The sequence below is a fragment of the Aquimarina ulvae genome (genome assembly GCF_053613295.3).
This window is the reverse complement of record NZ_JBSIBP030000003.1, coordinates 218661-241259: the sequence shown is the minus strand read 5'-3', so window position 1 is coordinate 241259 and position 22599 is coordinate 218661. Positions and strand designations below refer to the sequence as shown.

At 34.9% G+C, this 22599-nt stretch carries 18 protein-coding genes and 1 pseudogene; 9 read left to right on the top strand and 10 right to left on the bottom strand.

What is annotated here, in order from left to right; translation table 11 throughout:
* Nucleotides 1-72 precede the first annotated feature (72 nt).
* The 6 genes from hutH to ACWGOQ_RS07960 all read left to right on the top strand — a co-directional run bounded on the left by hutH (nucleotide 73) and on the right by ACWGOQ_RS07960 (nucleotide 9119).
* Nucleotides 73-1653: a histidine ammonia-lyase gene (gene hutH, locus ACWGOQ_RS07985; RefSeq protein ID WP_452057420.1), complete on the top strand. Its 1581-nt coding sequence runs from the start codon at nucleotides 73-75 to the stop codon at nucleotides 1651-1653.
* Nucleotides 1654-1656: 3 nt separating this feature from the next.
* Nucleotides 1657-2907, top strand: a complete 1251-nt coding sequence (gene hutI, locus ACWGOQ_RS07980; protein ID WP_452057419.1) for an imidazolonepropionase — start codon at nucleotides 1657-1659, stop codon at nucleotides 2905-2907.
* A 55-nt stretch (nucleotides 2908-2962) separates the two neighbouring features.
* Nucleotides 2963-4966, top strand: a complete 2004-nt coding sequence (hutU, locus tag ACWGOQ_RS07975) for a urocanate hydratase (RefSeq protein WP_452057418.1) — start codon at nucleotides 2963-2965, stop codon at nucleotides 4964-4966.
* Nucleotides 4967-5014: 48 nt separating this feature from the next.
* Entirely contained in the window at nucleotides 5015-5965 is a 951-nt protein-coding gene (gene hutG / locus ACWGOQ_RS07970; RefSeq protein WP_452057417.1) for a formimidoylglutamase, read from the top strand.
* 58 nt (nucleotides 5966-6023) lie between these two features.
* On the top strand, nucleotides 6024-6659 hold the full coding sequence (locus ACWGOQ_RS07965) for a DUF2306 domain-containing protein (RefSeq protein ID WP_452057416.1): 636 nt from the start codon (nucleotides 6024-6026) through the stop codon (nucleotides 6657-6659).
* 579 nt (nucleotides 6660-7238) lie between these two features.
* A complete protein-coding gene (locus ACWGOQ_RS07960; protein ID WP_452057415.1) occupies nucleotides 7239-9119 on the top strand; it encodes a sensor histidine kinase in 1881 nt (626 codons plus the stop codon).
* A gap of 57 nt (nucleotides 9120-9176) precedes the next feature.
* On the opposite strand, the gene ACWGOQ_RS07955 is transcribed toward ACWGOQ_RS07960, so the two are convergent.
* Both ACWGOQ_RS07955 and ACWGOQ_RS07950 read right to left on the bottom strand, forming a co-directional pair.
* Nucleotides 9177-9662, bottom strand: coding sequence for a C39 family peptidase (locus ACWGOQ_RS07955; RefSeq protein WP_452057414.1), 486 nt, complete (start codon nucleotides 9660-9662; stop codon nucleotides 9177-9179).
* Between the two features lie 154 nt (nucleotides 9663-9816).
* Entirely contained in the window at nucleotides 9817-10641 is an 825-nt protein-coding gene (locus ACWGOQ_RS07950) for an alpha/beta hydrolase (RefSeq protein WP_452057413.1), read from the bottom strand.
* A gap of 341 nt (nucleotides 10642-10982) precedes the next feature.
* Here ACWGOQ_RS07950 and ACWGOQ_RS07945 point away from each other — a divergent pair.
* From ACWGOQ_RS07945 to ACWGOQ_RS07935, 3 genes and pseudogenes are all read left to right on the top strand, one after another.
* Nucleotides 10983-12113 (top strand): annotated as a pseudogene (locus ACWGOQ_RS07945) (serine hydrolase domain-containing protein).
* 291 nt (nucleotides 12114-12404) lie between these two features.
* On the top strand, nucleotides 12405-13172 hold the full coding sequence (locus ACWGOQ_RS07940) for a DUF805 domain-containing protein (protein ID WP_452057412.1): 768 nt from the start codon (nucleotides 12405-12407) through the stop codon (nucleotides 13170-13172).
* Entirely contained in the window at nucleotides 13162-15810 is a 2649-nt protein-coding gene (locus tag ACWGOQ_RS07935; RefSeq protein ID WP_452057411.1) for a hypothetical protein, read from the top strand. The genes ACWGOQ_RS07940 and ACWGOQ_RS07935 overlap by 11 nt, the downstream gene beginning before the upstream one ends.
* A 13-nt stretch (nucleotides 15811-15823) precedes the next feature.
* Here ACWGOQ_RS07935 and ACWGOQ_RS07930 read toward each other — a convergent pair whose 3' ends face one another.
* From ACWGOQ_RS07930 to ACWGOQ_RS07895, 8 genes are all read right to left on the bottom strand, one after another.
* Nucleotides 15824-16291, bottom strand: a complete 468-nt coding sequence (locus ACWGOQ_RS07930) for a MaoC family dehydratase (protein ID WP_452057410.1) — start codon at nucleotides 16289-16291, stop codon at nucleotides 15824-15826.
* 154 nt (nucleotides 16292-16445) lie between these two features.
* Nucleotides 16446-17183 carry a 3-oxoacyl-ACP reductase FabG gene (gene fabG / locus ACWGOQ_RS07925; protein ID WP_452057409.1) on the bottom strand — a complete coding sequence of 246 codons (738 nt, stop codon included), beginning with the start codon at nucleotides 17181-17183 and terminating at the stop codon, nucleotides 16446-16448.
* Between the two features lie 99 nt (nucleotides 17184-17282).
* Complete coding sequence (locus ACWGOQ_RS07920; RefSeq protein ID WP_452057408.1) at nucleotides 17283-18260, bottom strand: NADPH:quinone oxidoreductase family protein; 978 nt, start codon at nucleotides 18258-18260, stop codon at nucleotides 17283-17285.
* Between the two features lie 148 nt (nucleotides 18261-18408).
* Nucleotides 18409-19413, bottom strand: a complete 1005-nt coding sequence (locus tag ACWGOQ_RS07915) for an NADP-dependent oxidoreductase (RefSeq protein ID WP_452057407.1) — start codon at nucleotides 19411-19413, stop codon at nucleotides 18409-18411.
* A gap of 304 nt (nucleotides 19414-19717) precedes the next feature.
* Complete coding sequence (locus tag ACWGOQ_RS07910) at nucleotides 19718-20473, bottom strand: SDR family NAD(P)-dependent oxidoreductase (protein ID WP_452057406.1); 756 nt, start codon at nucleotides 20471-20473, stop codon at nucleotides 19718-19720.
* Nucleotides 20474-20500: 27 nt separating this feature from the next.
* Nucleotides 20501-20887 (bottom strand): hypothetical protein, encoded by a 387-nt coding sequence (locus ACWGOQ_RS07905; protein ID WP_452057405.1) that lies wholly within the window; start codon nucleotides 20885-20887, stop codon nucleotides 20501-20503.
* 11 nt (nucleotides 20888-20898) lie between these two features.
* Nucleotides 20899-21534, bottom strand: a complete 636-nt coding sequence (locus ACWGOQ_RS07900) for a transglutaminase-like domain-containing protein (RefSeq protein WP_452057404.1) — start codon at nucleotides 21532-21534, stop codon at nucleotides 20899-20901.
* 10 nt (nucleotides 21535-21544) lie between these two features.
* Nucleotides 21545-22597 (bottom strand): phosphotransferase family protein, encoded by a 1053-nt coding sequence (locus ACWGOQ_RS07895; RefSeq protein WP_452057403.1) that lies wholly within the window; start codon nucleotides 22595-22597, stop codon nucleotides 21545-21547.
* Nucleotides 22598-22599 lie beyond the last annotated feature (2 nt).

Sequence of the window (22599 nt, the reverse complement as noted above, 5' to 3'; positions counted from 1 at the left end):
TTGATAAAATAAGTATTTATAGGTATTAAAAATACATATTATCTTAGTCTACACAAATATGAATGTTATATAATGTCTAATATATTATCAAAATTCCGATTTGGAGAAGATTATTTAACCAGTGGTATTGCCATCAAAATAGCATCTGGAGAAATTAAGGGAGTAATATCCAAACCTTCCAGAGAAAAAATTAGAAAAAGCCATCAGGTTGTTAAAAACATAGTGAACAAAGGTCACCCTGTGTATGGTATAAATACTGGTTTTGGTCCTTTGTGTACTACTATGATCTCAAAAGAAGAGACAAAAACACTTCAATCTAATATATTGAAGAGTCATAGTGTAGGTGTTGGTGAACCTATTGATCAGGAAATAGCCAAATTGATGCTCATCTTAAAGCTTCAGTCATTATCCAAAGGGTTTTCTGGTATATCAGAAACTACTTTAGACCGTATTCTCTGGCACATTGAGAACAATGCGATCCCTGTAGTTCCTGCTCAAGGTTCTGTAGGAGCATCTGGGGATTTAGCTCCTCTTTCTCATCTTTTCTTACCTTTAATTGGATTAGGAAAATTAGTTTATAATGGAAATCAAATAACCGCTGCTACTCTTTTTAAAGAAAAAAGCCTCGCTCCTCTAGAGCTTGGTCCAAAAGAAGGTCTTGCACTCATTAACGGCACACAATTTATTGCGGCACATGCTATAAAAGTGGTTGAAAAACTTCATGGTTGCCTTTCGCATGCAGATATTATTGGAGCGATTATGATAGAAGGGTTACAAGGTTCTGTAAAACCCTTTTATAATGAATTGCACGATTTGCGACCGTTTAAAGGTAACATTCATGTAGCGTCCAGAGTTAAATCTCTATTGAAAGGTTCGGAAATAATGGAAGATCATATCGATTGCGACCGTGTTCAGGACCCCTATTCTTTACGATGTATTCCACAAGTACATGGAGCTTCCAGGAATGCCTGGCTCCATTTAAAGGAATTAGTTGAAACTGAATTAAATTCAGTAACTGACAATCCAATAATCATAGATGAAGAGCTGACGATAAGTGGCGGAAGTTTTCACGGACAACCTTTAGCAATGGCAATAGATTATGCCTGTTTAGCAGCATCCGAAGTTGGTAACATCTCTGATCGTAGAATATATTTAGCATTAGAAGGTAATTCTCCTGGAGTTCCAAAACTATTGATGAAAGATACTGGTATTAATTCAGGTTATATGATTCTACAATACACCACCGCCGCCTTAGCCAGTGAAAATAAAGGCCTTTGTTTTCCGTCAAGTGCAGACAGTATACCAACATCTCTTGGTCAAGAAGACCACGTGAGCATGGGATCGATCGGAGGAAGAAAAGCATTAAGAGTAATCGAAAATGTTGAAAAAATATTAGCTATAGAACTACTCACTGCAGCTCAGGCTTTTGAATTTAGAAAACCAATGAAGTCAGGTATTATACTCGATGAAATTCATAAGGCAGTGAGAAAAGAAGTTTCATTTGCTGAAAAAGACCGTGTTTTTTCAGATGATATAGAAAAAGGTATTGATCTTATCAAAAGCAAAACCATCATTACATTAGCTGATAGTGTAGCTAAAAGAGAAAAACTATCCATTGAAACTAGGTTCTCCACTCAATTTGAAGTATATTAATTTATGGCAAAACACAAACTTATTGGTCCTATCTCTCAACTTGTATCTATGCATGGGTTGCCTTTAAAAGGTACCTTACAAGACAATGAACTTCCCAAAATTCTTGATGCTGGTATACTCATAGAAGGAGCATACATTCATGACATAGGAGTTTATACTGATTTAAAAGAAACAGCAGCTAGTTTTGATGCAGAAATTATAGAGTTATCATCAGATTATGTGTGCCTTCCAGGATTTATTGATGCGCATACTCATATTTGTTTCTCGGGTTCCAGAGCAAATGATTACGCAATGCGTAACTCAGGTAAATCTTATCTGGAAATCGCAAAAGCTGGAGGAGGCATATGGGACACTGTTACCAAAACAAGAATCGCCAGCCAAGAGCAATTGTGTCATGCGGTTGTAAAGAGAGCCAACCATCTTCTTAAAAGTGGAATCACCACAGTAGAGGTTAAAAGCGGGTACGGACTCTCTATAGACGAGGAGCTTAAAATGCTGAGAGCCATAAGAGAAGCTAATTTATACGTTGAAACAGATCTTATTTCAACTTGTCTGGCTGCGCATATGCTGCCCAGGGATTACAAAGGAAACCACCAAGAATACCTTTCTGAAATAGCCGCTATACTTTTTCCTATTCTTACAATAGAAAACCTGACCAATAGAATTGACGCCTTTGTTGAAGAAAGCGCCTTTTCAAAAGAAGATATAGAACCGTATCTCAGAAAAGCACAGGAAATGGGTTTTGACATTACAGTTCACGCAGACCAATTCACTCCCGGAGGCAGTGAAATAGCAGTAAAAATTAATGCAGTTAGTGCTGATCATCTGGAAGCCAGTACAGACAAAGAAATTAAGATGTTGGCAGATAGTGATGTTATATCGGTTGCTCTACCAGGAGCTTCTATCGGATTGGGGTGTGATTTTACACCTGCCAGAAAGATTCTGGATGCTGGTGGAGCTTTGGCGATTGCCAGTGATTGGAATCCAGGGTCCGCTCCTATGGGAGATTTACTCACGCAAGCATCTATTTTGGGAACTTTTCAGAAACTTAGCAGTGCAGAGGTATTGGCCGGAATTACATCTAGAGCTGCCGCTGCTTTGAAATTGGAGGACCGCGGCAAACTTGCTCCCGGAATGCTGGCAGATTTCTGTCTTTTTTCCACAAACCACTACAACGAAATCTTATATCACCAAGGTAAACTAACTCCTGCACAAGTATGGAAACGAGGAGAGGCCGTTTATAAAAAAAATTGAATCAAAGTAATATTTTGACAAACAAAAGTTTCATTAGAAATTACACGTTATCAGCATGACAACTTTCAAAAAACAAATCATCATTGGAATACCGAAAAAACTTCCGTCCAAAAAGAAGTTTGATATGGAAATAAGTAGAGCTCCAAAAAGAAAGCAAATTTTATCCATTGAAGAAAAAAAGCTAGCCCTTAGAAATGCATTAAGGTATTTTCCACCCAACTGGCACGAAGAATTAGCCAAAGAGTTTCTCGAAGAGCTCAATGAATATGGAAGGATCTACATGTATCGATTTATGCCGGATTATCGTATGTATGCCAGATCTATAGACGAATATCCCGCCAATACTAAGCAAGCAGCAGGAATTATGCTTATGATACAAAATAATCTCGACCCTGCTGTAGCACAACATCCATATGAATTAATAACGTACGGTGGAAACGGCGCTGTGTTTCAGAATTGGGCACAATATTTACTTACGATGCACTATTTATCTACGATGGAAGAAGATCAGACATTGCATATATATTCAGGTCATCCTATGGGTCTTTTCCCTTCCTCAAAGGAAGCTCCAAGAGTAGTGGTTACAAATGGGATGATGATTCCAAATTATTCCAAACCCGATGATTGGGAGAAATATAATGCGCTGGGAGTTACCCAATATGGCCAAATGACCGCAGGAAGCTATATGTATATTGGTCCGCAAGGTATCGTACACGGAACCACTATTACCATCATGAATGCTTTCAGAAAAACATTACAGCCTGAAGAAAAATCGGCCGGGAAGGTTTTTTTAACTGCAGGCTTAGGAGGCATGAGCGGCGCACAACCTAAAGCAGGTAATATCGCACAATGTATTACAGTTTGCGCAGAAGTGAATCCAGAAGCTGCTCAAAAGCGTTATGAACAAGGCTGGGTTGATGAAATTATCGACCAATTAGATAAATTAGTTGCACGTACACAAAAAGCAATACAAAATAAAGAGATTGTATCTATAGCGTATCAAGGAAATATCGTTGATGTTTGGGAGCGCTTTTATGAAGAGCATATCTACGTGCATCTGGGGTCTGATCAGACCTCATTACACAATCCCTGGTCTGGTGGCTACTATCCTGTAGGCCTTAGTTATTCAGCATCAAACAATATGATCGTTAATGATCCTGAGACATTTAAACATAAAGTTCAGGAATCACTTAGAAGACATGCAAAGGCAATTAATATGCATACCGCAAAAGGTACTTATTTCTTTGATTATGGAAATGCATTTCTTTTAGAGGCTTCACGTGCAGGTGCTGATGTGATGGCAGCAAACGAAATTGATTTTAAATACCCATCCTACGTTCAGGATATTTTAGGCCCTATGTGTTTTGATTATGGATTTGGACCTTTTCGATGGGTCTGCACCTCAGGAAATTCCAGTGACTTGGACAAAACAGATCAGATTGCATTAGAAGTTATGAGGGAAATAAAAACGAATGCACCAAAGGAAATTCAGCAACAAATGCAGGATAATATTACCTGGATCGAGGAAGCAAACCAAAATAAGCTCGTTGTAGGCTCTCAAGCAAGAATTTTGTATACTGATGCCGAAGGAAGAGCAAAAATTGCTGAGGCGTTTAATAAAGCTATCAATTCGGGGTATATAGAAGCTCCAATTGTGTTAGGTAGAGACCATCATGATGTAAGTGGAACCGATTCTCCGTATAGAGAGACCAGCAATATTTATGATGGAAGTAAATTTACAGCCGATATGGCGATCCATAATGTGATCGGGGATAGTTTTAGAGGTGCTACATGGGTTTCCATTCATAATGGCGGTGGAGTCGGTTGGGGTGAAGTCATCAATGGAGGGTTTGGTCTTTTATTAGACGGATCTGACGAAGCTTCAAGAAAATTAAAAAACATGCTTTTTTATGATGTAAACAACGGTATTTCTCGAAGAAGCTGGGCTAGAAATGAAGAGGCTGTGTTCGCGATAAAAAGAGAAATGAAACGTACACCTAAACTCAAAGTAACTGTTCCTAACTATTTAGACAATAGTGTCTTAAAAGATCTATTTTAACAAAAAATACATTTGTGTAATATTTTATACACAAGCAATATTTTACGCATGAACAATTACAAAAAAACAGATACAAATATTTGGACAGGACGGATATCTGAAGATCAATTATACCTTCATGAAAAGATAATATGTATTAATCTAGAAAACGAAAAATTACCTAAAAATAAACATATTTCTTTTGCGATATTAGGATACGCCTGTGATGAAGGAGTTCGCAGAAACTTAGGAAGAATTGGTGCAGCACTGGCCCCTGATACCATTAGAACAATAATGGCCACCCTACCAAATCATTTTGATAATACGGTTCAAATTATAGACACAGGAAACATTATCTGCAACAAAAATCACTTAGAACAAACTCAAAGTTTTACTTCACATAAAATAGCTCAAATAGTTGAAAACAAGTATTTTCCAATCGTAATTGGCGGCGGACATGATCTGGCTTATGCACATTATAATGGTCTTAAAGAAAAGATGTCAGATTCTACTATTGGAATTATTAATCTTGATGCACATTTTGATTTAAGAAAATTAGAAAACAAAGGAAACTCTGGAACACCTTTTTATCAAATTGCTGATGAGAACGATCGTTTCAAATATATTTGTTTAGGAATTCAAGAAGCATCTAATAACAGAGAGTTATTTGATACAGCTCGGCTACTTGGAGTACAATACATAGAGAATACCGATTTTACCATGCAAAATAAAGATCATGTTTTATCGATACTTAAAAAATTTATAAGCGAAGTAGACTACTTATACTTGACTATAGATTTGGATGGTTTTTCCTCCGCATATGCACCCGGAGTAAGTGCTCCTTCTCCATTTGGTTTTTCCGTAGATATCGTATTAACGGTTATTGAAGAAATCTGTAAATCTGGTAAATTGATCAGTACAGATATCGTAGAACTAAACCCCATATATGATATTGATAATTGTACTGCAAGATTGGCTGCTAGGTTGGTTTATTACCTTATGAAATTTATTTCCTCCTAAGGATTTATTATTCTATTTCGCGATTTATTTATATTTTTATACTTACTCAGTCGCATTGATGGAATCAATAGCCGTAACCTTCATTTATATTCATGCTATCTTTGGTGGCATTGCACTATTATCTGGCCTTATAAGCATTATTGGAAAGAAGGGAGGGTTTTATCATAAAAGAGCAGGAGTTGTATTTTCAATAACCATGTTTATCAGTGCTTCGATAGCTATTCCTATTACCTTATTTCCTAGCCATAGAAATCTACTTCTTCATCTTCTCTCCATTTTTACTTTATATCTTGTCGTTTCTGGTAACCGTGTACTTCAATTTAAAAAAAATCACACATTAGGAATTACAGACATATTGATTACCAGTATTATGGGACTAGTTTTTATTGGAATGATATCCGTTGGCATCCATCGTTGTGTTCATGAAATTCCTAAGAGTCCTTTATTCTTTTTTTTTGGCGGGTTTGGTATTATGGCAAGTATAAGGGATATTTCACTCTATAAGACATTTAAAGCGGATCCTAAGGCACATCTATCCAATCATATAGGCAAGATGTCAGGTGCTTATGGAGCTGCAGTTACTGCTTTTTTACTAGCGGCATTAGATTACAGCAATTTATGGGTTTGGTTATCCCCTTCTGTTATCACCTTGTTGTTTGTCATATGTTGGAGAATAAAAATTGCTAAAACTTAATTCCAACCGAAAATGATAACAATATTTTTTGCTTAATCCTCAGATAGCTAAGGATTGTTTATGAGGTTCAAAAATATTCTAGAATGTGCCTTACGCTACTTCATAATATTTTTCATTTTTTTGGCGTACCCACATCACTTCAGTTTAGAAACAATTATGATTTTTCTGGAATGTTAATTAGCGAATTAACTGGCATGAAACTAATGTTTAGTTTTTTTTGTAAGATACAAGCAATATCTATTATCATTGGTACATTATAAGTAATTCATGCGTTTCCTTTATTATCCGAGGGTACTAAGTTCCGGGCAGGCAAAGATCATCCCATTACGATGATTAATCCGTTGATCTAGCAATAGAACCACAAAACATTCATAGTATCCGATAAACTATTATATAATTTTTTAAACAAAAAAGTTACATTCTTTTAAGTCCTTTAAATCCAATTACTTTTGTATCTTCGAAAATACAGGTAGTATAAATTTCCCTTAACGAATTTACGCACTTTGATCATCTTTCGGGCTCTTATTATTAAAAGACTTTGTTTACCTACTAAAAGATATAGATGATTCATTATGATCTATGGAAGCAATTAATTTTTATCAAATATCAATTTTTCTTTTACAAGGATTCGTCATTTCCTTTTTAGTCTTATCGCTATTTCATTTTCGTAAAGTAACAGGTAATGGGTTGTTATTTACCGCTTTAGGGATGTTTCAGTTCATTCAAGTATTTACCGCCACTACGATGTATTTTGAATTATACGATGGTATTACGGTATCGCCAGGTTCTTCGTTATTATTCTCTGTTACCCTTTTTACTATTTTGATATTTTACATAAAAGAAGATGCTTCAATAACCAGAAGACTTATTTATGCGCTGGTAACGGCTAATCTTATGATCGTTATTCTTCTGCTCCTTTTAGGTATCAATTTAAAGGATTCTAATATGCATCAAGTATCATTTACGATTCTAGCGGACTTCTTTAATACAAACGTTTTTCTATTAGTCTATGGAACAATACTACTGTTTATTGATTCGATTTTATTGATTTTTATATTCGAATACATTTCCAAATACATTAAGAGCCTTTTTTTAAGGGTGTTTTTGACAATGCTAATAGTTCTTTCTTTTGATGCGGTCATGTTCAGTGTAATTGCTTTTTGGAATTCTGATAACTTCGTTAATTTTCTTATTTCAGGATTAGTATCCAAAATAACCATGAGTTTTTATTACGGAATACTGTTTACAATATATCTAAAATATATTCAGAGAGAAGTTTCTGAAAACTCATATTCGACCTTTAAAGATGTTTATCATTCCCTAACCTATCGACAAAAATTTGAAGAAGCAGAAAAGGTAATACAACTTAGCGAAAGTAGATACCAAACGCTTACTGATATTTCTCCCGTAGGAATTTTCATGACTACAGCAAATGGCAAAACAACTTTTGTAAATGAAAGATGGTGCGAAATTTCGGGATTATTGCAGCATGAAGCTATGGATGATGGATGGCTGAAAGCGGTACACCCTGAAGATAGAAAAAAACTAAAATCCGGATGGTATGACGACGCGAAAAGAAGTGATTCGTCACACGCCGAATATAGGTTTTTACGTTCTGATGGCACTATCAAATGGGTTTTAGGGCAAGCTATACCTGAATATAACGAGAAAAATGAAATCATTGGGTATGTAGGTACGACTACAGATATTACCGAATTAAAACTCTATGAAATAGAGCTGAATAAGATGAAAGACAAAGCAGAGGAAAGTGATCGATTAAAATCAGCATTCTTAGCAAATATGAGTCACGAAATTCGAACTCCGATGAACGGAATTTTGGGTTTTGCCGAATTACTTAAAGAGCCCATACTTACTGGAGATGAACAACAGTTATATATCAGTTTAATAGAAGAAAGTGGTGCTAGAATGCTTAACATCATTAGGGACATTATCGATATTTCCAAAATTGAATCCGGACAGGTAAAAGTGTATCTTTCTGATGTAAATATAAACGACCAGGTAGCATATTTATACCAATTTTTTAAACCTGAAGCAGACAGAAAGGAACTACAATTAACGTTTAATAATGAATTAGCGGATGATGTAGCGCTAATTAAAACAGATAAAGAAAAATTTAACGCCATTCTAACCAATCTGGTTAAAAACGCTCTTAAATACACTCCAGAAGGATCTATATCTTTTGGGTATAAGTTACGAGACAAATTCTTACAGTTTTATGTAAAGGATACAGGCATGGGTATTGCCAAAGATCGTCAGAAAGCTATTTTCGAACGGTTTGTACAAGCTGACATAGAGAACAATTATGCTATCGAAGGTGCAGGTATTGGATTATCTATTGCCAAGGCTTATACAGAGATGCTTGGTGGTAACATCTGGTTAGAAAGTAAAATAGATTTAGGTACTGCTTTCTATTTTACAATTCCCTACTCCAAAGCTTGATAGCAATGTTTGCTTTTAAAACACCTTCCCTCTCTTTACATTAAATTGAGCTATCTTTTATCCATCAAAAATTATGGTCTCTACCCAATAATTTCCTAATTCTGTGTATTCGATTTCTTTCATCGCTCCTACCCACGAATCAATGATAAAAACCGTATCATCATCAGTGTAACCAACGATTAACAATGCGTGAGCCATAAAACTATTATAGTTTTGCGTTCCAATAAGAATAGGGCGATTGACATCAATCAGACCTTGTATCTCGTTAAAAGTTAAAATGGGATCTTTTCCAGAAATTAAGCTTCTGTACTCGCTATGTATATAACTAAAATGGGAAGATAACTGTGGTTGTAAAGTAAATAAATCCATACCCTGATTATCGGCTTCAAACATTTGATCCAGTTTTTTTTCTGGCATATGCAACCCATAACTCTGTAATGCCATTGATAAAGCTGCTGCCCAACAATTGTTCATTCCAATCTGTTGCTCGGGGTTGATATCTAGAACCGAGGTCTTTTGTCTTTTTTCTGTTACTTCACTCATAATTTTGTTTTTTTGTGTTTATTTTAAAAGTTGGTAGTATTTGGCAAAACATAAATATCGTGATTAAAAATAAGGAAAATTAACATCATCCCATTAATAATCCGGTATGAATACACCTACAAAAATTAATTATAAACAACATACAACCAGTATCTTACAACCTTTTTTGAATCCAACTGACTATGGTCATTATCAACTTTTTTCTCTCTATGTCATTGTGAAGCTCGTGATATCCATCAGTAAAGGAAAAAAAGTCAACATATTCAGAAGATTTTGCAAACATGTAACTTGCTTGATAATCGGTTAATTGATCTGCTGTTCCGTGTGCCAGTAAAACTGGTTTTTTAAGTAATGATCCCCACTCTGTTGCCCACAAACCAGCATTCATAATGGGTATTGAAAAATTGGGGCTCACCTGATCGTGAATAAGAGGATCATTTTTATATTTCTCTACTTCTTCAGATATCCTCGAAATAGCTTTTACATCTAACCCTGAGGGCAATGTAATGGAAGGAGCTATTTTTAAAAAAAACTTCCCCATTATTATTTTCCAAGCTGGAGGTTTAAATGCTAATCGTAAAAACGGACTTGTTAAAATCGCTCCTGTGATGTTTGGATCTTTTCGTAAAACATAGTTAATCACTAAGTTCCCTCCCATACTATGGCCATACAAGAAAACAGGGAGATTTTTAGCGATCTCTTTCGCTTTTTGACAAACGATATCTATTACTTCCATTAGCGCATTGTAATCAGGGCAGTGCCCTCTTTTACCACTACTCTTACCATGTCCAAAATTATCAAAAGTAATAACACCAATATGCTTTATAAGTAACTCAGGAACTACAAAATCTCCATATCTAGAAGAATGTTCGCCCATACCATGTACTAAGAGAATTATTGATTTACACTCTTCTGGTAGCCAATATTGTCCAAAGAGCCTGTGTTCTTTAAAATTAAAATAGAATTCCTGATGTTCCATATATAAATATACCACTAAAATCAAAGTCTAGCGAAAGTGTCTCTATATATTATAATAGCCATCATCTGCTTTATTGAGCAGGTAAACAATGCCCACAAGAACCTTGTCTATAGGTAAGAATTCGTGAAACTAAAACAAATCTACACTAATTATATGGTTTTTTCCCAAACCTCTTATAAACACTGAGTATTGTTTTTACCAAATGGATTACTTCTAACTATAACTAAAAATCAAACACTTAAAATAAAAGTCGGGTGAATGACGGGGATAATACAAAGCAAATAATTGCGTCTTATCCATTTGAAAAGTATTATTGTTAGACTAATCTAAACAATACATCGATGAAAAGAATACTAAAATATATTGGATTTGTAATCGTTTGTAAATTGATATGGATCACTCTTATCTTTTTAGCTACTATACTTGGTTGGTATCATCAGCCAATTACTCATCAAAATACAAATCAGGATTTTTTAGAAGCTTCTAAAAAAATAATCGATAAGGAATTTGTTGGCAACCTTGCTTTAGTACTGTTTGAAAAAGGTAAGGTTGTAGACCGTTTATTCTTATCGAATGGAACCCCTGTAAACCAGCAAACGGTTTTTCAGGTAGCATGCTTATCTAAACTGGTTTCTGCTATTGGAATAATGAAATTAGTAGAAGATGGCACACTTGATTTAGATACCCCGGTAAATCAATATATAAGTAGATGGAAACTTCCTCCTAGTTCATTTGATAATGACAAGGTTACGATAAGGCGTTTACTAAGTCATACCGCGGGACTTACAGATGAACTAGGATATTCTGGGGTCGAATTCGGAAAAGAAACTCAAAATATTGAAGCATCATTAACAAAAGCTTCAGATGCTGATGATGGCTCTAATGGAGAGGTAAAAGTCGGTATAGCGCCTGGAATTCAGTTTAAATATTCTGGCGGAGGTAACACCCTACTCCAACTTATAATATAAGAAAACAGCCGACAATCTTTTAATAATTTTATGATGGAGAATATATTCAAACCATTGCAAATGAATCATTGCTGTTATGAATGGAAAGATTCTTCTAATCATAATTTGTGCGAATTTTATCACGAAGATGGTACGCCTGCGAAACATTATGTATACACTTCTCAAGCAGCTACTTCCCTCTACACCTCTCTATCTGATTTAGAATTGTTTTTTAAATTTTACTCAAAAGGAGAAAACAATGAACCTATAGGAAGAAACATTCTAAAACCAGAGACTCTTAGGATGATGAGAAAACCTCATGCCAAGGTCTTGGGAGAAGATATTTGGGGGTTAGGCACAATGTTGTATACACCTCCTGAGATTAATGATTTTATTATTAGGCATGATGGAAATAGTACACCTCCTATTAATACTGCGTTTCGCCTAAACCCAAGTAATGGCGATGGTATTATAATTTTAGAAACCGGACATCCGATACTAGCAACAAAACTATCAAGTGAATGAGTATATTGGAAAACTGGAAAAGTAGACACACTTTTATTTGCAATATTACAAGAAAAAATGATGCTGATGATGGTCATTGGGAGTTTAGCGATTATCATATTCGCAGTAGATTTTGCTGTTTTTAGGAGAAAAAAGAGTAATCGCTCGAAAAACTAAAACCCCTTCACACAAAAAGAAGAGTTTATAAAGTTATGTAGCTTATATTTATTATTAAAACAATTAGGGAAATTTTAATTTTCTCAAAAAACTTTTATATTCGCGGATTACAAAAGTAACATACGCCCCAAAGATATGTTTAAAAATCCCTTTTCCTTCTCCGGAAGGATACGCAGGTTGGAATATGGCCTTACCTATATCATATTCATGGCTTCCTTTTTTTTAGTAGGAGCTTTTACCGAAATAGTTCCGGAAGTCGAATCCATTATCGTATTAATGATTATACCTTCATACTGGTTTTTAATAGCACAAGGTGCTAAACGGTGTCATGATCTCGGTAATAGTGGTTTTTATCAGTTGATTCCGTTTTACGGACTTCTTATGATTTTCGGAGAAGGAAATCACGGTACTAATAAATATGGCTACAATCCAAAAGAAATTGATGCTCCTATCATTAAACGAGAACCTTTTAAGCTAAAAACACCATTACCACCAGGAAAATCAACCACAGATATCCTGATCGAAGTGCTATGTTTTGCATTATTAAATACATTACTTATCCAACTTTTTAATAATTACGTGGAAAAGGAATTCATTAGAATATTGAGTATATTTCTTTCTATTCTGGTGTGTTACTTTTTGTTACTTATACTTACCAATAAGAAACATCCGCTGCCAAAACTAACTCCATATCTATTTAGGCAACGATTCGCCTACTCCGCGATGCTTTCATTAAGTATTTACTTATACAATCTTACATTTAATTACTATACATTTGAATTAGAAAACATCTTTTATTCGATTTTCATAATAGTTGCGCTACTGGGCATTACTTATATTCCGCTTGTACTCTATAAATCAATTTTTAAAGAAAGAAAGGAGGAAATTAAAGATGAAAACTAAACACTATCTCTATACTTCCCTATTCTTATTCTTTTTAATATTTACTGTAGGCTATGTAAACAAAGTTGAACTCAGAGATATCCTTAAATGGTCTGATCGTCCAGTAAACTGGTTAGATTTTCAGCAAGTGGATCAAATTGATGACGAATTTGATGCTACAATATTTTCAAATATATATTGCCCAAACAGTATTGATTATGATACGCCGCTGGTATATGCTTTTATGGATCCTAATCAATCTAAAAGATTAAAAGATTCGGTGCTTGACCCTCAATTATTAAAACACGAACAGTATCATTTTAACATCACAGAATATCACGCACGTTTATTACGTAAACAAATTGTGCAAAGAGGAGAGGAAAACATTTCAACAGCTGCGCTTCAAGTTTTATATGATCAATATGACCAAGAAAGAGCAAGCATGCAATTCGAATATGATGATGTTTCTAAACATAACGTAGATTTCAAAAAACAACGGTATTGGGAATTAAAAATTGATGACTTATTACGCCAAACGGCCTACTACAAAAACCCAAATGTTTTTAGCTATTACAACTACACAAAACAAAGTACTGAATACTATAAACATGTTTATCATACATTAGACCATCAAATTTTGACTTCATACCCAACTAGTGAAGTAGATCATATTAAAGGCGACTGCTATAAGGTAGTACGCAATGATGGTGAAGTCGTAGTTGAATATTATAAGGATGGAGAACTAACTAACGGAGGAATTTTTAAAACAGCAATCACCAAAATCAATACACTGGATGAAATCAATACCGAAATACGTTATTATAATAAAGATCTAACTCTAAATACTATTTCTAAACGGTCTATTGTCAAAACAGTGCGGAACGAAAATAATGACATAATTTCTTCCTATTATGACGCTAATGATAATCCTGTAGTACACAAGTCCATACACAAAACGGTATGGAAATATGACCCAAAGACTAAAAAACGGTATTCTACATATTATGATATTCATGGCAACTCCACGACAAATAACGATCTTGTTTTTCATGAAAAAAGGGAGTTTGACAATCAGGGAAGAACTATAAAAATAGCCAATTTTGATTCAGAACATAAGCCAATGAATGATAAGGATTATGTTGCTATCTATAACTATGTTTTCGGTGAAACCCACAAAGTAAAAAGAGCGAGGTTATATGATAAAGATGGAAGTTTTGCTATGCATATAAACGAATATAATATGCATTATACCTATGACGAAAGAGGCAATTTAATAAAATTTGTTAATCTGGATCAAAATGGAGATCAAACTGAGAATAATGAAGGGATTTGCATTTATAAATATTCTTATGACATACAAGATAATTACACAAGTGTTAAGAGATACAACGCAGCAGAGTTACCTGTTATAGGAAATGATGATTATTTTATGCAAGTATGGGATTACGACTATAAAAACAGAATTGATTTTACTGCTAAGTATTACGATGGTTACGTACTTGCGTTTGATAATAATAGAAATGGTGCAACAAAATATGAATACATAAATGATTCTACTTATCTAGTTTTAAATGTTGATGCTTATGATACCATCTTTGAAAACGATTTTGGATTCGCCATAAGAAAACAACATAAAAATGCAAAAGGTGAAATTGTAAAAGAGATATTTCTAGACAAACAAGAATGCTTTGCTTTATCTGCAGATGGGGTAGAAATCCATGAATATGCTTATAATAAAAATGGCAACGTTATTCAGGAAACCAGATTAGATTCGTTAGGTAAGTCAAAAACATATAGTTTTGATATATCAACAACACGTTGGGAATATGACAGCCATAATAACAAGACGAAAACAACTTACTATAATGCAGAAGAAACATTAGCCAATGCCCGTCAAAATGTTTCATATCATTTTTTCACCTATAATAAAGACAACCTTATTATAGAGCGTACCAATTATGATAAAAATATGAAGCCTACTTTGTTAGATGGTGTTTTTAGAACAACGTATTTTCCAAACATCTTTGGTCAAGATACACTTGTAAAGGAATTTAATACCAAAAATAAACTTATCAAAGGAGTCAGTATAACACGTTATGCATATAATCAATATGGCAAAATAATGCGTCAGACCTATTATAATTCTAAAAATCAAAGAACATCTTATAATAGCATAAGTACGATTGAATACCTTTACGATCATAGACAACGCCATATTGGCAGTAAGTATTATAATATCTATAATCAACCGACCCATGACGAAAATGGTATTTTTCACGAAAAACAAACTCTTAATACTGCTGGAAACATAACTTCTTACGAATATTTCAATAAAAAAGGCCTCCCAACAACCGGACCCTATGGATACCATAAGGTCAACTATGAATATAATGATTCTGATATGTTAGTTAAGGAAAGTACTTATGGAATCGATCTTACGCTTACAAATGATGATGAAGGGATTGCAGAATATGAATACAAACGCTTAGCTTCGAGTCTTATTGGCAAGGTCACCTATTATGATCAAAATGGCAATCTTACAGAAAACAGTGATGGTATAGCAGAAATAACCTATGAAGATACTATGAATGGTTTACATTTTTTAGATAAACAGTTTAATGCAAAAGGGGAAGAAATAAACAATGATATTGAGGAATAAAAAGGTGGTTTGATCACCTCTCAAACATCAAAGAAACAAACTCCGCCACACAAGCAGGTTTATTACCACCTTCTATTTCTACCGAGCAGTCCCAAGTAATTTTTAGCCCGTTTTCTGCGTAAGTTTCAATGGTTAGGATACTACTATGTAGTCGCAATTTACTATCGACCAATACTGGGTGTGGAAAACGAACTTTGTTCAATCCGTAGTTTACACCCATCGCTAAACTTTCTATATGGATCAAATCCATCAACATTTTGGATATCAATGATACTGAAAGAAATCCGTGGGCAATTGGATTTTTAAAGGGAGATTCTTTTTTAATACGCTCGAGATCAACATGAACCCATTGATAATCCTGTGTTGCTTCTGCAAAGGAATTGATCATATCCTGTGTGACTTGCAACCACTCGCCTATTGGTAATGATTTTCCTTCATGAGTTTTAAATTCTTCAAAGTTTTTACACATTAGTTGATTCATGACTTTATATTTAATAAATTAATATCAGTACATTTAACTCCCTTTCACTCCTTGAAAAATATTCAACACTACAAAAAAACCCTCTAAATCTTATTTCATAGGTATCCCTTGTACTTAAAAACAACAAAAAACACCAAATGAACCGTTGTAAATTTTATCTGGATATTCCTCCGTCAATCGTTAAGCAAATACCAGAAACATAAGAAGCTTCATCTGAAGCCAAATACAAATATCCATAGGCGATATCGATTGGTGTTGCAGCTTTTTTCAACGGAATCTGAGATTTGATTCCTGCAAGATGTTCTTTTGGAATCTGCTCTGTCATTTCTGTCAACGTAAAGCCTGGTGCTAATGCATTGGCTGTAATTCCGTATTTTCCTAATTCCATGGTCCAGGTTTTAGACATGGCAATCACTCCGGCTTTGGTTGCTGCGTAGTTGGTTTGTCCAAAATTACCACGCAATCCCACATTTGACGCTGCAGAAACAATACGTCCATATCCTGCTTCTTTCATATATTGTGAAACCACCTGAGTACATAGAAACACACCTTTTAGGTTTACATCAATCACTGCATCCCACTCGGCTTCACTCATTTTATGAAGCGTGCGATCTTTCGTAATACCAGCATTATTGATTAAAATATCTATGGCACCATACTTTTTATAAATTCTCTCTGCTTCAGCCGCTATCGCTGTCTTATCAGTTACTGAGATAGTTATAAATTCTGCAACCTGACCATTTTCGACAATAGCTTTAGCAACATGGTCTCCTTCGGGCAACAAATCCCATATAATCACTTTGGCTCCTTCTTGAGCAAACAACTCTGAAATTGCTTTACCTATTCCTCTGGCACCACCAGTAATGATCGCTACTTTATCTTTTAATCTCATATTGAATATTATTTACCTAATTCTGCAGCATCATACTAAGTCGCCTCTTGAGGAAACTAAAGTTGATAACTGATAGGTTTATTTACCTTTTGAAATGATTTAAGAACACTGAATCACAACTTTACCTCGTACTTTTCGGCTTATCATCTCTTCCAAAGCATCGGGAGCTTCTTCTAGTGCATATAATTTGTGAATATGTGGTTTTAGTTTTCCTTCTTCCAGCCATTTCATTAGTTGCATCGTATTTTCCATATTTTTCTTAGGAGTTTTCATTGCAAAATTACCCCAGAATACACCAACAATAGAACAACCTTTTAGAAGTGTAAGATTTAAAGGTATTTTAGGAATATGACCTGCTGCAAAGCCTATAACAAGATATCTTCCCTCCCAAGCTGTACCACGTAAAGCAAATTCTGAATAATTGCCACCCACAGGATCATATACCACATCAGCACCTTTACCATCAGTTAGTTCTTTGATTCTAGATCTTAAATCCTCCGCTGTATAATTAATAACCTCATCAGCTCCATATGTTTTACATAACTTCAGTTTTTCATTAGAAGAGGCGGCAGCAATTACTTTAGCTCCCATCAATTTGCCTAATTCTACTGCTGCAAGTCCTACACCTCCTGATGCGCCCAAAACTAACAACGTTTCTCCTTCTTTTAATTTTGCCCTATCTTTTAACGCGTGGTATGATGTACCGTAGGCAATCATGAAGGATGCTGCAATAGGAAAATCCATTTGTGGTGGTTTTTTAAAGCAAACATTGGCGGGCACAGCGACTTCTTCTGCATACCCACCTTGCATGACAAAACCAAAAACCTCATCACCTATTGCAAGATGGGTTACCTCTGATCCTACTGATTTTACAATACCTGCAACATCACTTCCCGGAGTAAAAGGCAGCTCTGGTTTAAACTGATACAAACCCTGAATAATCAACGTATCTGGGAAATTGACTCCACAAGCTTTAACTGTAATTATTACTTCATTTTTTTTTGGTTTTGGACTTTCAATATCTTCTAATTCTAAATCAGATGGAGGTCCATATTTTTTGCATATTATCGCTTTCATCGTTAGCTTTTGAGTTTTTATGTGTGAGTTATATAAATACGTTTCTTTTATTTTGAGCAGAGTCAAGAAATACATGATTCATCATTCTTTTTGACTCATTTCCATATGACCGAGATTAATAAATCCAAATACTTTTACAGACTCAGATCTATTCTTCAATAACCTTCAGGACTAATTTTCCCATTTTATCACCAGAAAATAAACGTAAAAATGTTTCGTGGAAGTTTTCAATACCTTCATAAATATCTTCTTTACTTTTAAGCTTTCCCTGGGCTAACCAACCTCCCATTTCTTTGGCTGCTTTTCCATAATCTTTGGAATAATCCATAACAACCATTCCTTGCATCGTTGCACGGTTTACCAATAATGACAAGTAATTTTTAGGTCCTTGCACATCTTTCTTGTTATTATATTGAGAGATAGCTCCGCAAATCACAATTCGTGCATGCATACGAAGTCTTGATAATGCAGCATCCAAAATTTCTCCACCAACGTTATCAAAATAGACATCAATACCTTTTGGGCACTCACGTTTTATAGCTTCATAGATATCTTCAGATTTATAATCGATTGCACCATCAAAACCAAGTTTATTCTTTATATAATCACATTTATCTTTTCCTCCTGCGATTCCGATAACACGACAACCTTTGATTTTTGCAATTTGTCCCACTACACTTCCAACTGCTCCGGCGGCTCCTGAAACCAGCACCGTATCTTCTTCTTTAATTTTTCCAACTTCTAAGATTCCGAAATATGCTGTCATTCCAGGCATACCTAAGGTGCCAATATATACTGGTAAAGGTGCTAAATCGGCATCAACTGCATACCAATTATCTCCATTAGTAACAGCATATTGTTGCACACCTCCCCAACCGGTTACATAATCTCCTTCTTTAAACTTGGGATGATTATTGGATTTTATCACTTTTCCGATAGAGCCTGCACGCATCACGTCATCCAGCTCTACAGGTTCTATATAGGACTTGCCTTCACGCATCCAGCCTCTCATTGCCGGGTCAAGTGAAATATAATGATGCTTAACTAATATCTCTCCTTCAGCGGGTTCAGGAATTGGATTGTCGTGTAGTCCCCAAGTGTGTTTGTCCGGTAATCCTTCCGGGCGGCTTTTTAAGATGATTTGCTTATTCATTGTGTACTGTTTTATTTGTTTTTTAATGAGTTATTTTCTAAGTAGTTCCTAATTTACGCTTTATTTCTATCGTTATTTTGGTTTCCATCATAGTGCAATGGTTCAATATAAGTTCACCTTTTTGAGACTTCTTTCATACGTTCTAAATCTTTACAAAATTTACTTGGTACTTACAATCTCAGAATTGGTTTCTGATTTTGGTTAAACCACTTCTAAGTCAATGCAATGAGCTCCTATTGTTTTCTTTATATTATAATAGAATATCTCTAAGATTTTAGGCTAATTTTATAAATAATTCTATATGCTATAAGGATGTTCCTCCATCTAAAGTAATCGTTTGCCCTGTAATAAATTTGGTACTGTCTGAAGCGAGCCAAACAACTGCCTCTGCTATTTCTTCTGCCAACCCATATCGTTTCATTGGGATCACACTTTTTAGCATTTGATCCATATCTGGTCGTACTGATAACAATTTACTTAATAAAGCAGATTCTGTATATCCAGGACATACTGCATTAATTCTTATATTTTTTGTTGCGTATTCTAAAGCTGCAGATTTTGTCATTCCGACCACTGCAAATTTGCTGGCGCAATAAGAAAGATTGTTTAAAGAAGCTTTTAATCCCGCTAAAGATGCGATATTAACTATATTTCCGTGTCCTTGCTTCATCATTTGTTGTAATGCTAATTTCATACAATAAAACACTCCAGTTTGATTTACTGCAATAACACTATCCCAATCGTCCAGCGTATATTCGGCAGTTTTGGACATGTTTTTTGGACCTATTCCGGCGTTGTTTACGATAATATCCAATTGTCCAAATTGTTCTGTTGTTTTAGCTACTAATTGTTCTACTTCTTCAAATTTAGCTACATTGGCTGCAATAACAATTGCTTTTCCACCTTCATTATTAATATCATCTGCAATATACTTTGCCTTCTCTTCTTTGATATCAGAAACCACAACAGTTGCTTGATGTTTTGCAAAATGTTTTGCGGTAGCTGCTCCTATTCCCGAGCCTGCTCCTGTGACTATAACTATTTTATTCTTTACTTGCATAAACTTATTTAAGTTGGTTATTCCTTATTATTTTGACGTACACATAATCAATCTGGAATCCGCTAAAGCACGGCTACGCATTTCTGCCGGATATTCTTTTTTAGTAATCATTTCTATAAATTCTTGCTTACTTTCATATTCGACTATAAGTATTTTATCCCATTCTACAGTATTTTCAGGACCAATTAAACCAAATATGGGTTTCCCTTGATATACCACTTTAGCTTTTGTCTTTTGAAAAAAAGGTATGATCGCATTCATATATTCTGCATACGCTTGGGCTCCGGTGGTTCCTGTTTCTTTTACGTTCTCTTTAAATTTTAATAAATTAATCATCTGAAAAGAGCCATCGATCGGTAACTCCATAAAATCATGAAACTGTTTTTGAGTAATTCCTGTATATGTGATATCCATACTGGTTGTTTTTATAATCTGATTTCCGTAAGCCCTTCATATTGCTTAAGGATTGTGGTATAATGCTCTTTTAAATTACGTAATATAAAATCAAAAGGTACATCCTCAAAATGACCGTAGTCCTCGATATATTCCATGAAAACACCTCCGTCATTATCATATTCCTGAAACATAGAATCTTGTTCTCCATCAAACTCCAGTGGTGCAACATTGCATTTTTCGCATAATGCCTTATTAAAAGCAGGTGATGCTTTCAGCCATTTCCCATCTAGGTAAACATTAATCATACCGTGCGGCGTTAATTCATTAGTGCCAAACTTTTCTATCAATCGTTCTACTCCTATATGATTCTTTACTTTAGCCAGATGAATTCTAGCTGGTATCCCTAACCCTCTTAGACAGGCAATCAAGAGTATTGATTTATCGAGGCAATGCCCACTATTTTTCTTAGCTATAGTACTTGCTTTATATGCTTCTTTTTTAAGACTTATGTGATAGGGATCATAGCGCCAGTGATCCCTAACCTTAAGATATAACAGTGTAGCTTTTTCTTTATCTGTTAGGGTGTCTCTATTAAATTCTACAATGAGATCTTGGATTTCATCGGTTTCATAATCAAAATAGAATGTTTCAGTTACATAGTCCATTGTATTATTTTTAATCTATTTTCTTTTCTTGAATAGCTTGCCACGCTAAATTACAAAGTAACGCTGCTGCTTTATTTAATTGAGCAAAACGAGGGTCTTTAGTTAATCCTTTTTGATATCGATAATAAATCTGTTGCGCAATCACGGCAATCTTAAAAAGCCCAAAAGCATAATAAAAAACAAGATGATCAACCGCTCTTCCACTTTTTTGCTCATATAACGTAACCATCTCACTTCGGCTCGGGTTTCCTTCCATAATTGTTGGTGATGGGATCCCTTTTTGAACAAATTCGTGATCAGTACTCATGGTCCAATACCCTAAAGAAGTTCCTAAATCCATCAATGGATCACCAAGGGTAGCCATTTCCCAGTCTAATACTGCACTTACCTCTTTCCAGCTATCATCTTTAAAAACCACATTATCATACTTAAAGTCATTGTGAACGAGACTATAGCTATATTTTTTAGGTTGATGTTCTTGCATCCAAGTCATTACTTTTTTTGAAGCTGGCACATCATCAATGGCCGCCTTGAGGTATTGTTTCGACCAATTTTCAACTTGCCGCTCTACATACCCTTCAGGTTTACCCAGACCTCCTAGTCCTACTGCTTCATAATCTATATGATGAAGTTCTACAAAAGTATATAACCAAGTATCTGCAATTGTTTTAAAATTACTTGCAGAAATATTCCTTTTTTTGGCCTCTTGAGCATTTAGAATAATACCATCTACCTTTTCCATGATATAAAAAGGACAGCCTAAAATATTTTTGTCCTCTGTATAAGCAAACATTTTAGGTACTTTGGGAAATGCTTTATACATCCCTGATTGCACAGTATACTCACGACCCATATCGTGACCTCGTTTTATTGCTCCAAAGGGAGGACGGCGTAATACATACGCTTTATCTTCTATTTTTAATAAATATGTGAGATTAGAATATCCATGCGCATATTGATCCACTTGCAAACTGCTCTGATCATCACCAATCAATCCTTCTTCGTACAGGAATGATTTTAAGTTCTTTTCGTTTAATTCTTCACCTTTGCGTACGTTTTGCATAT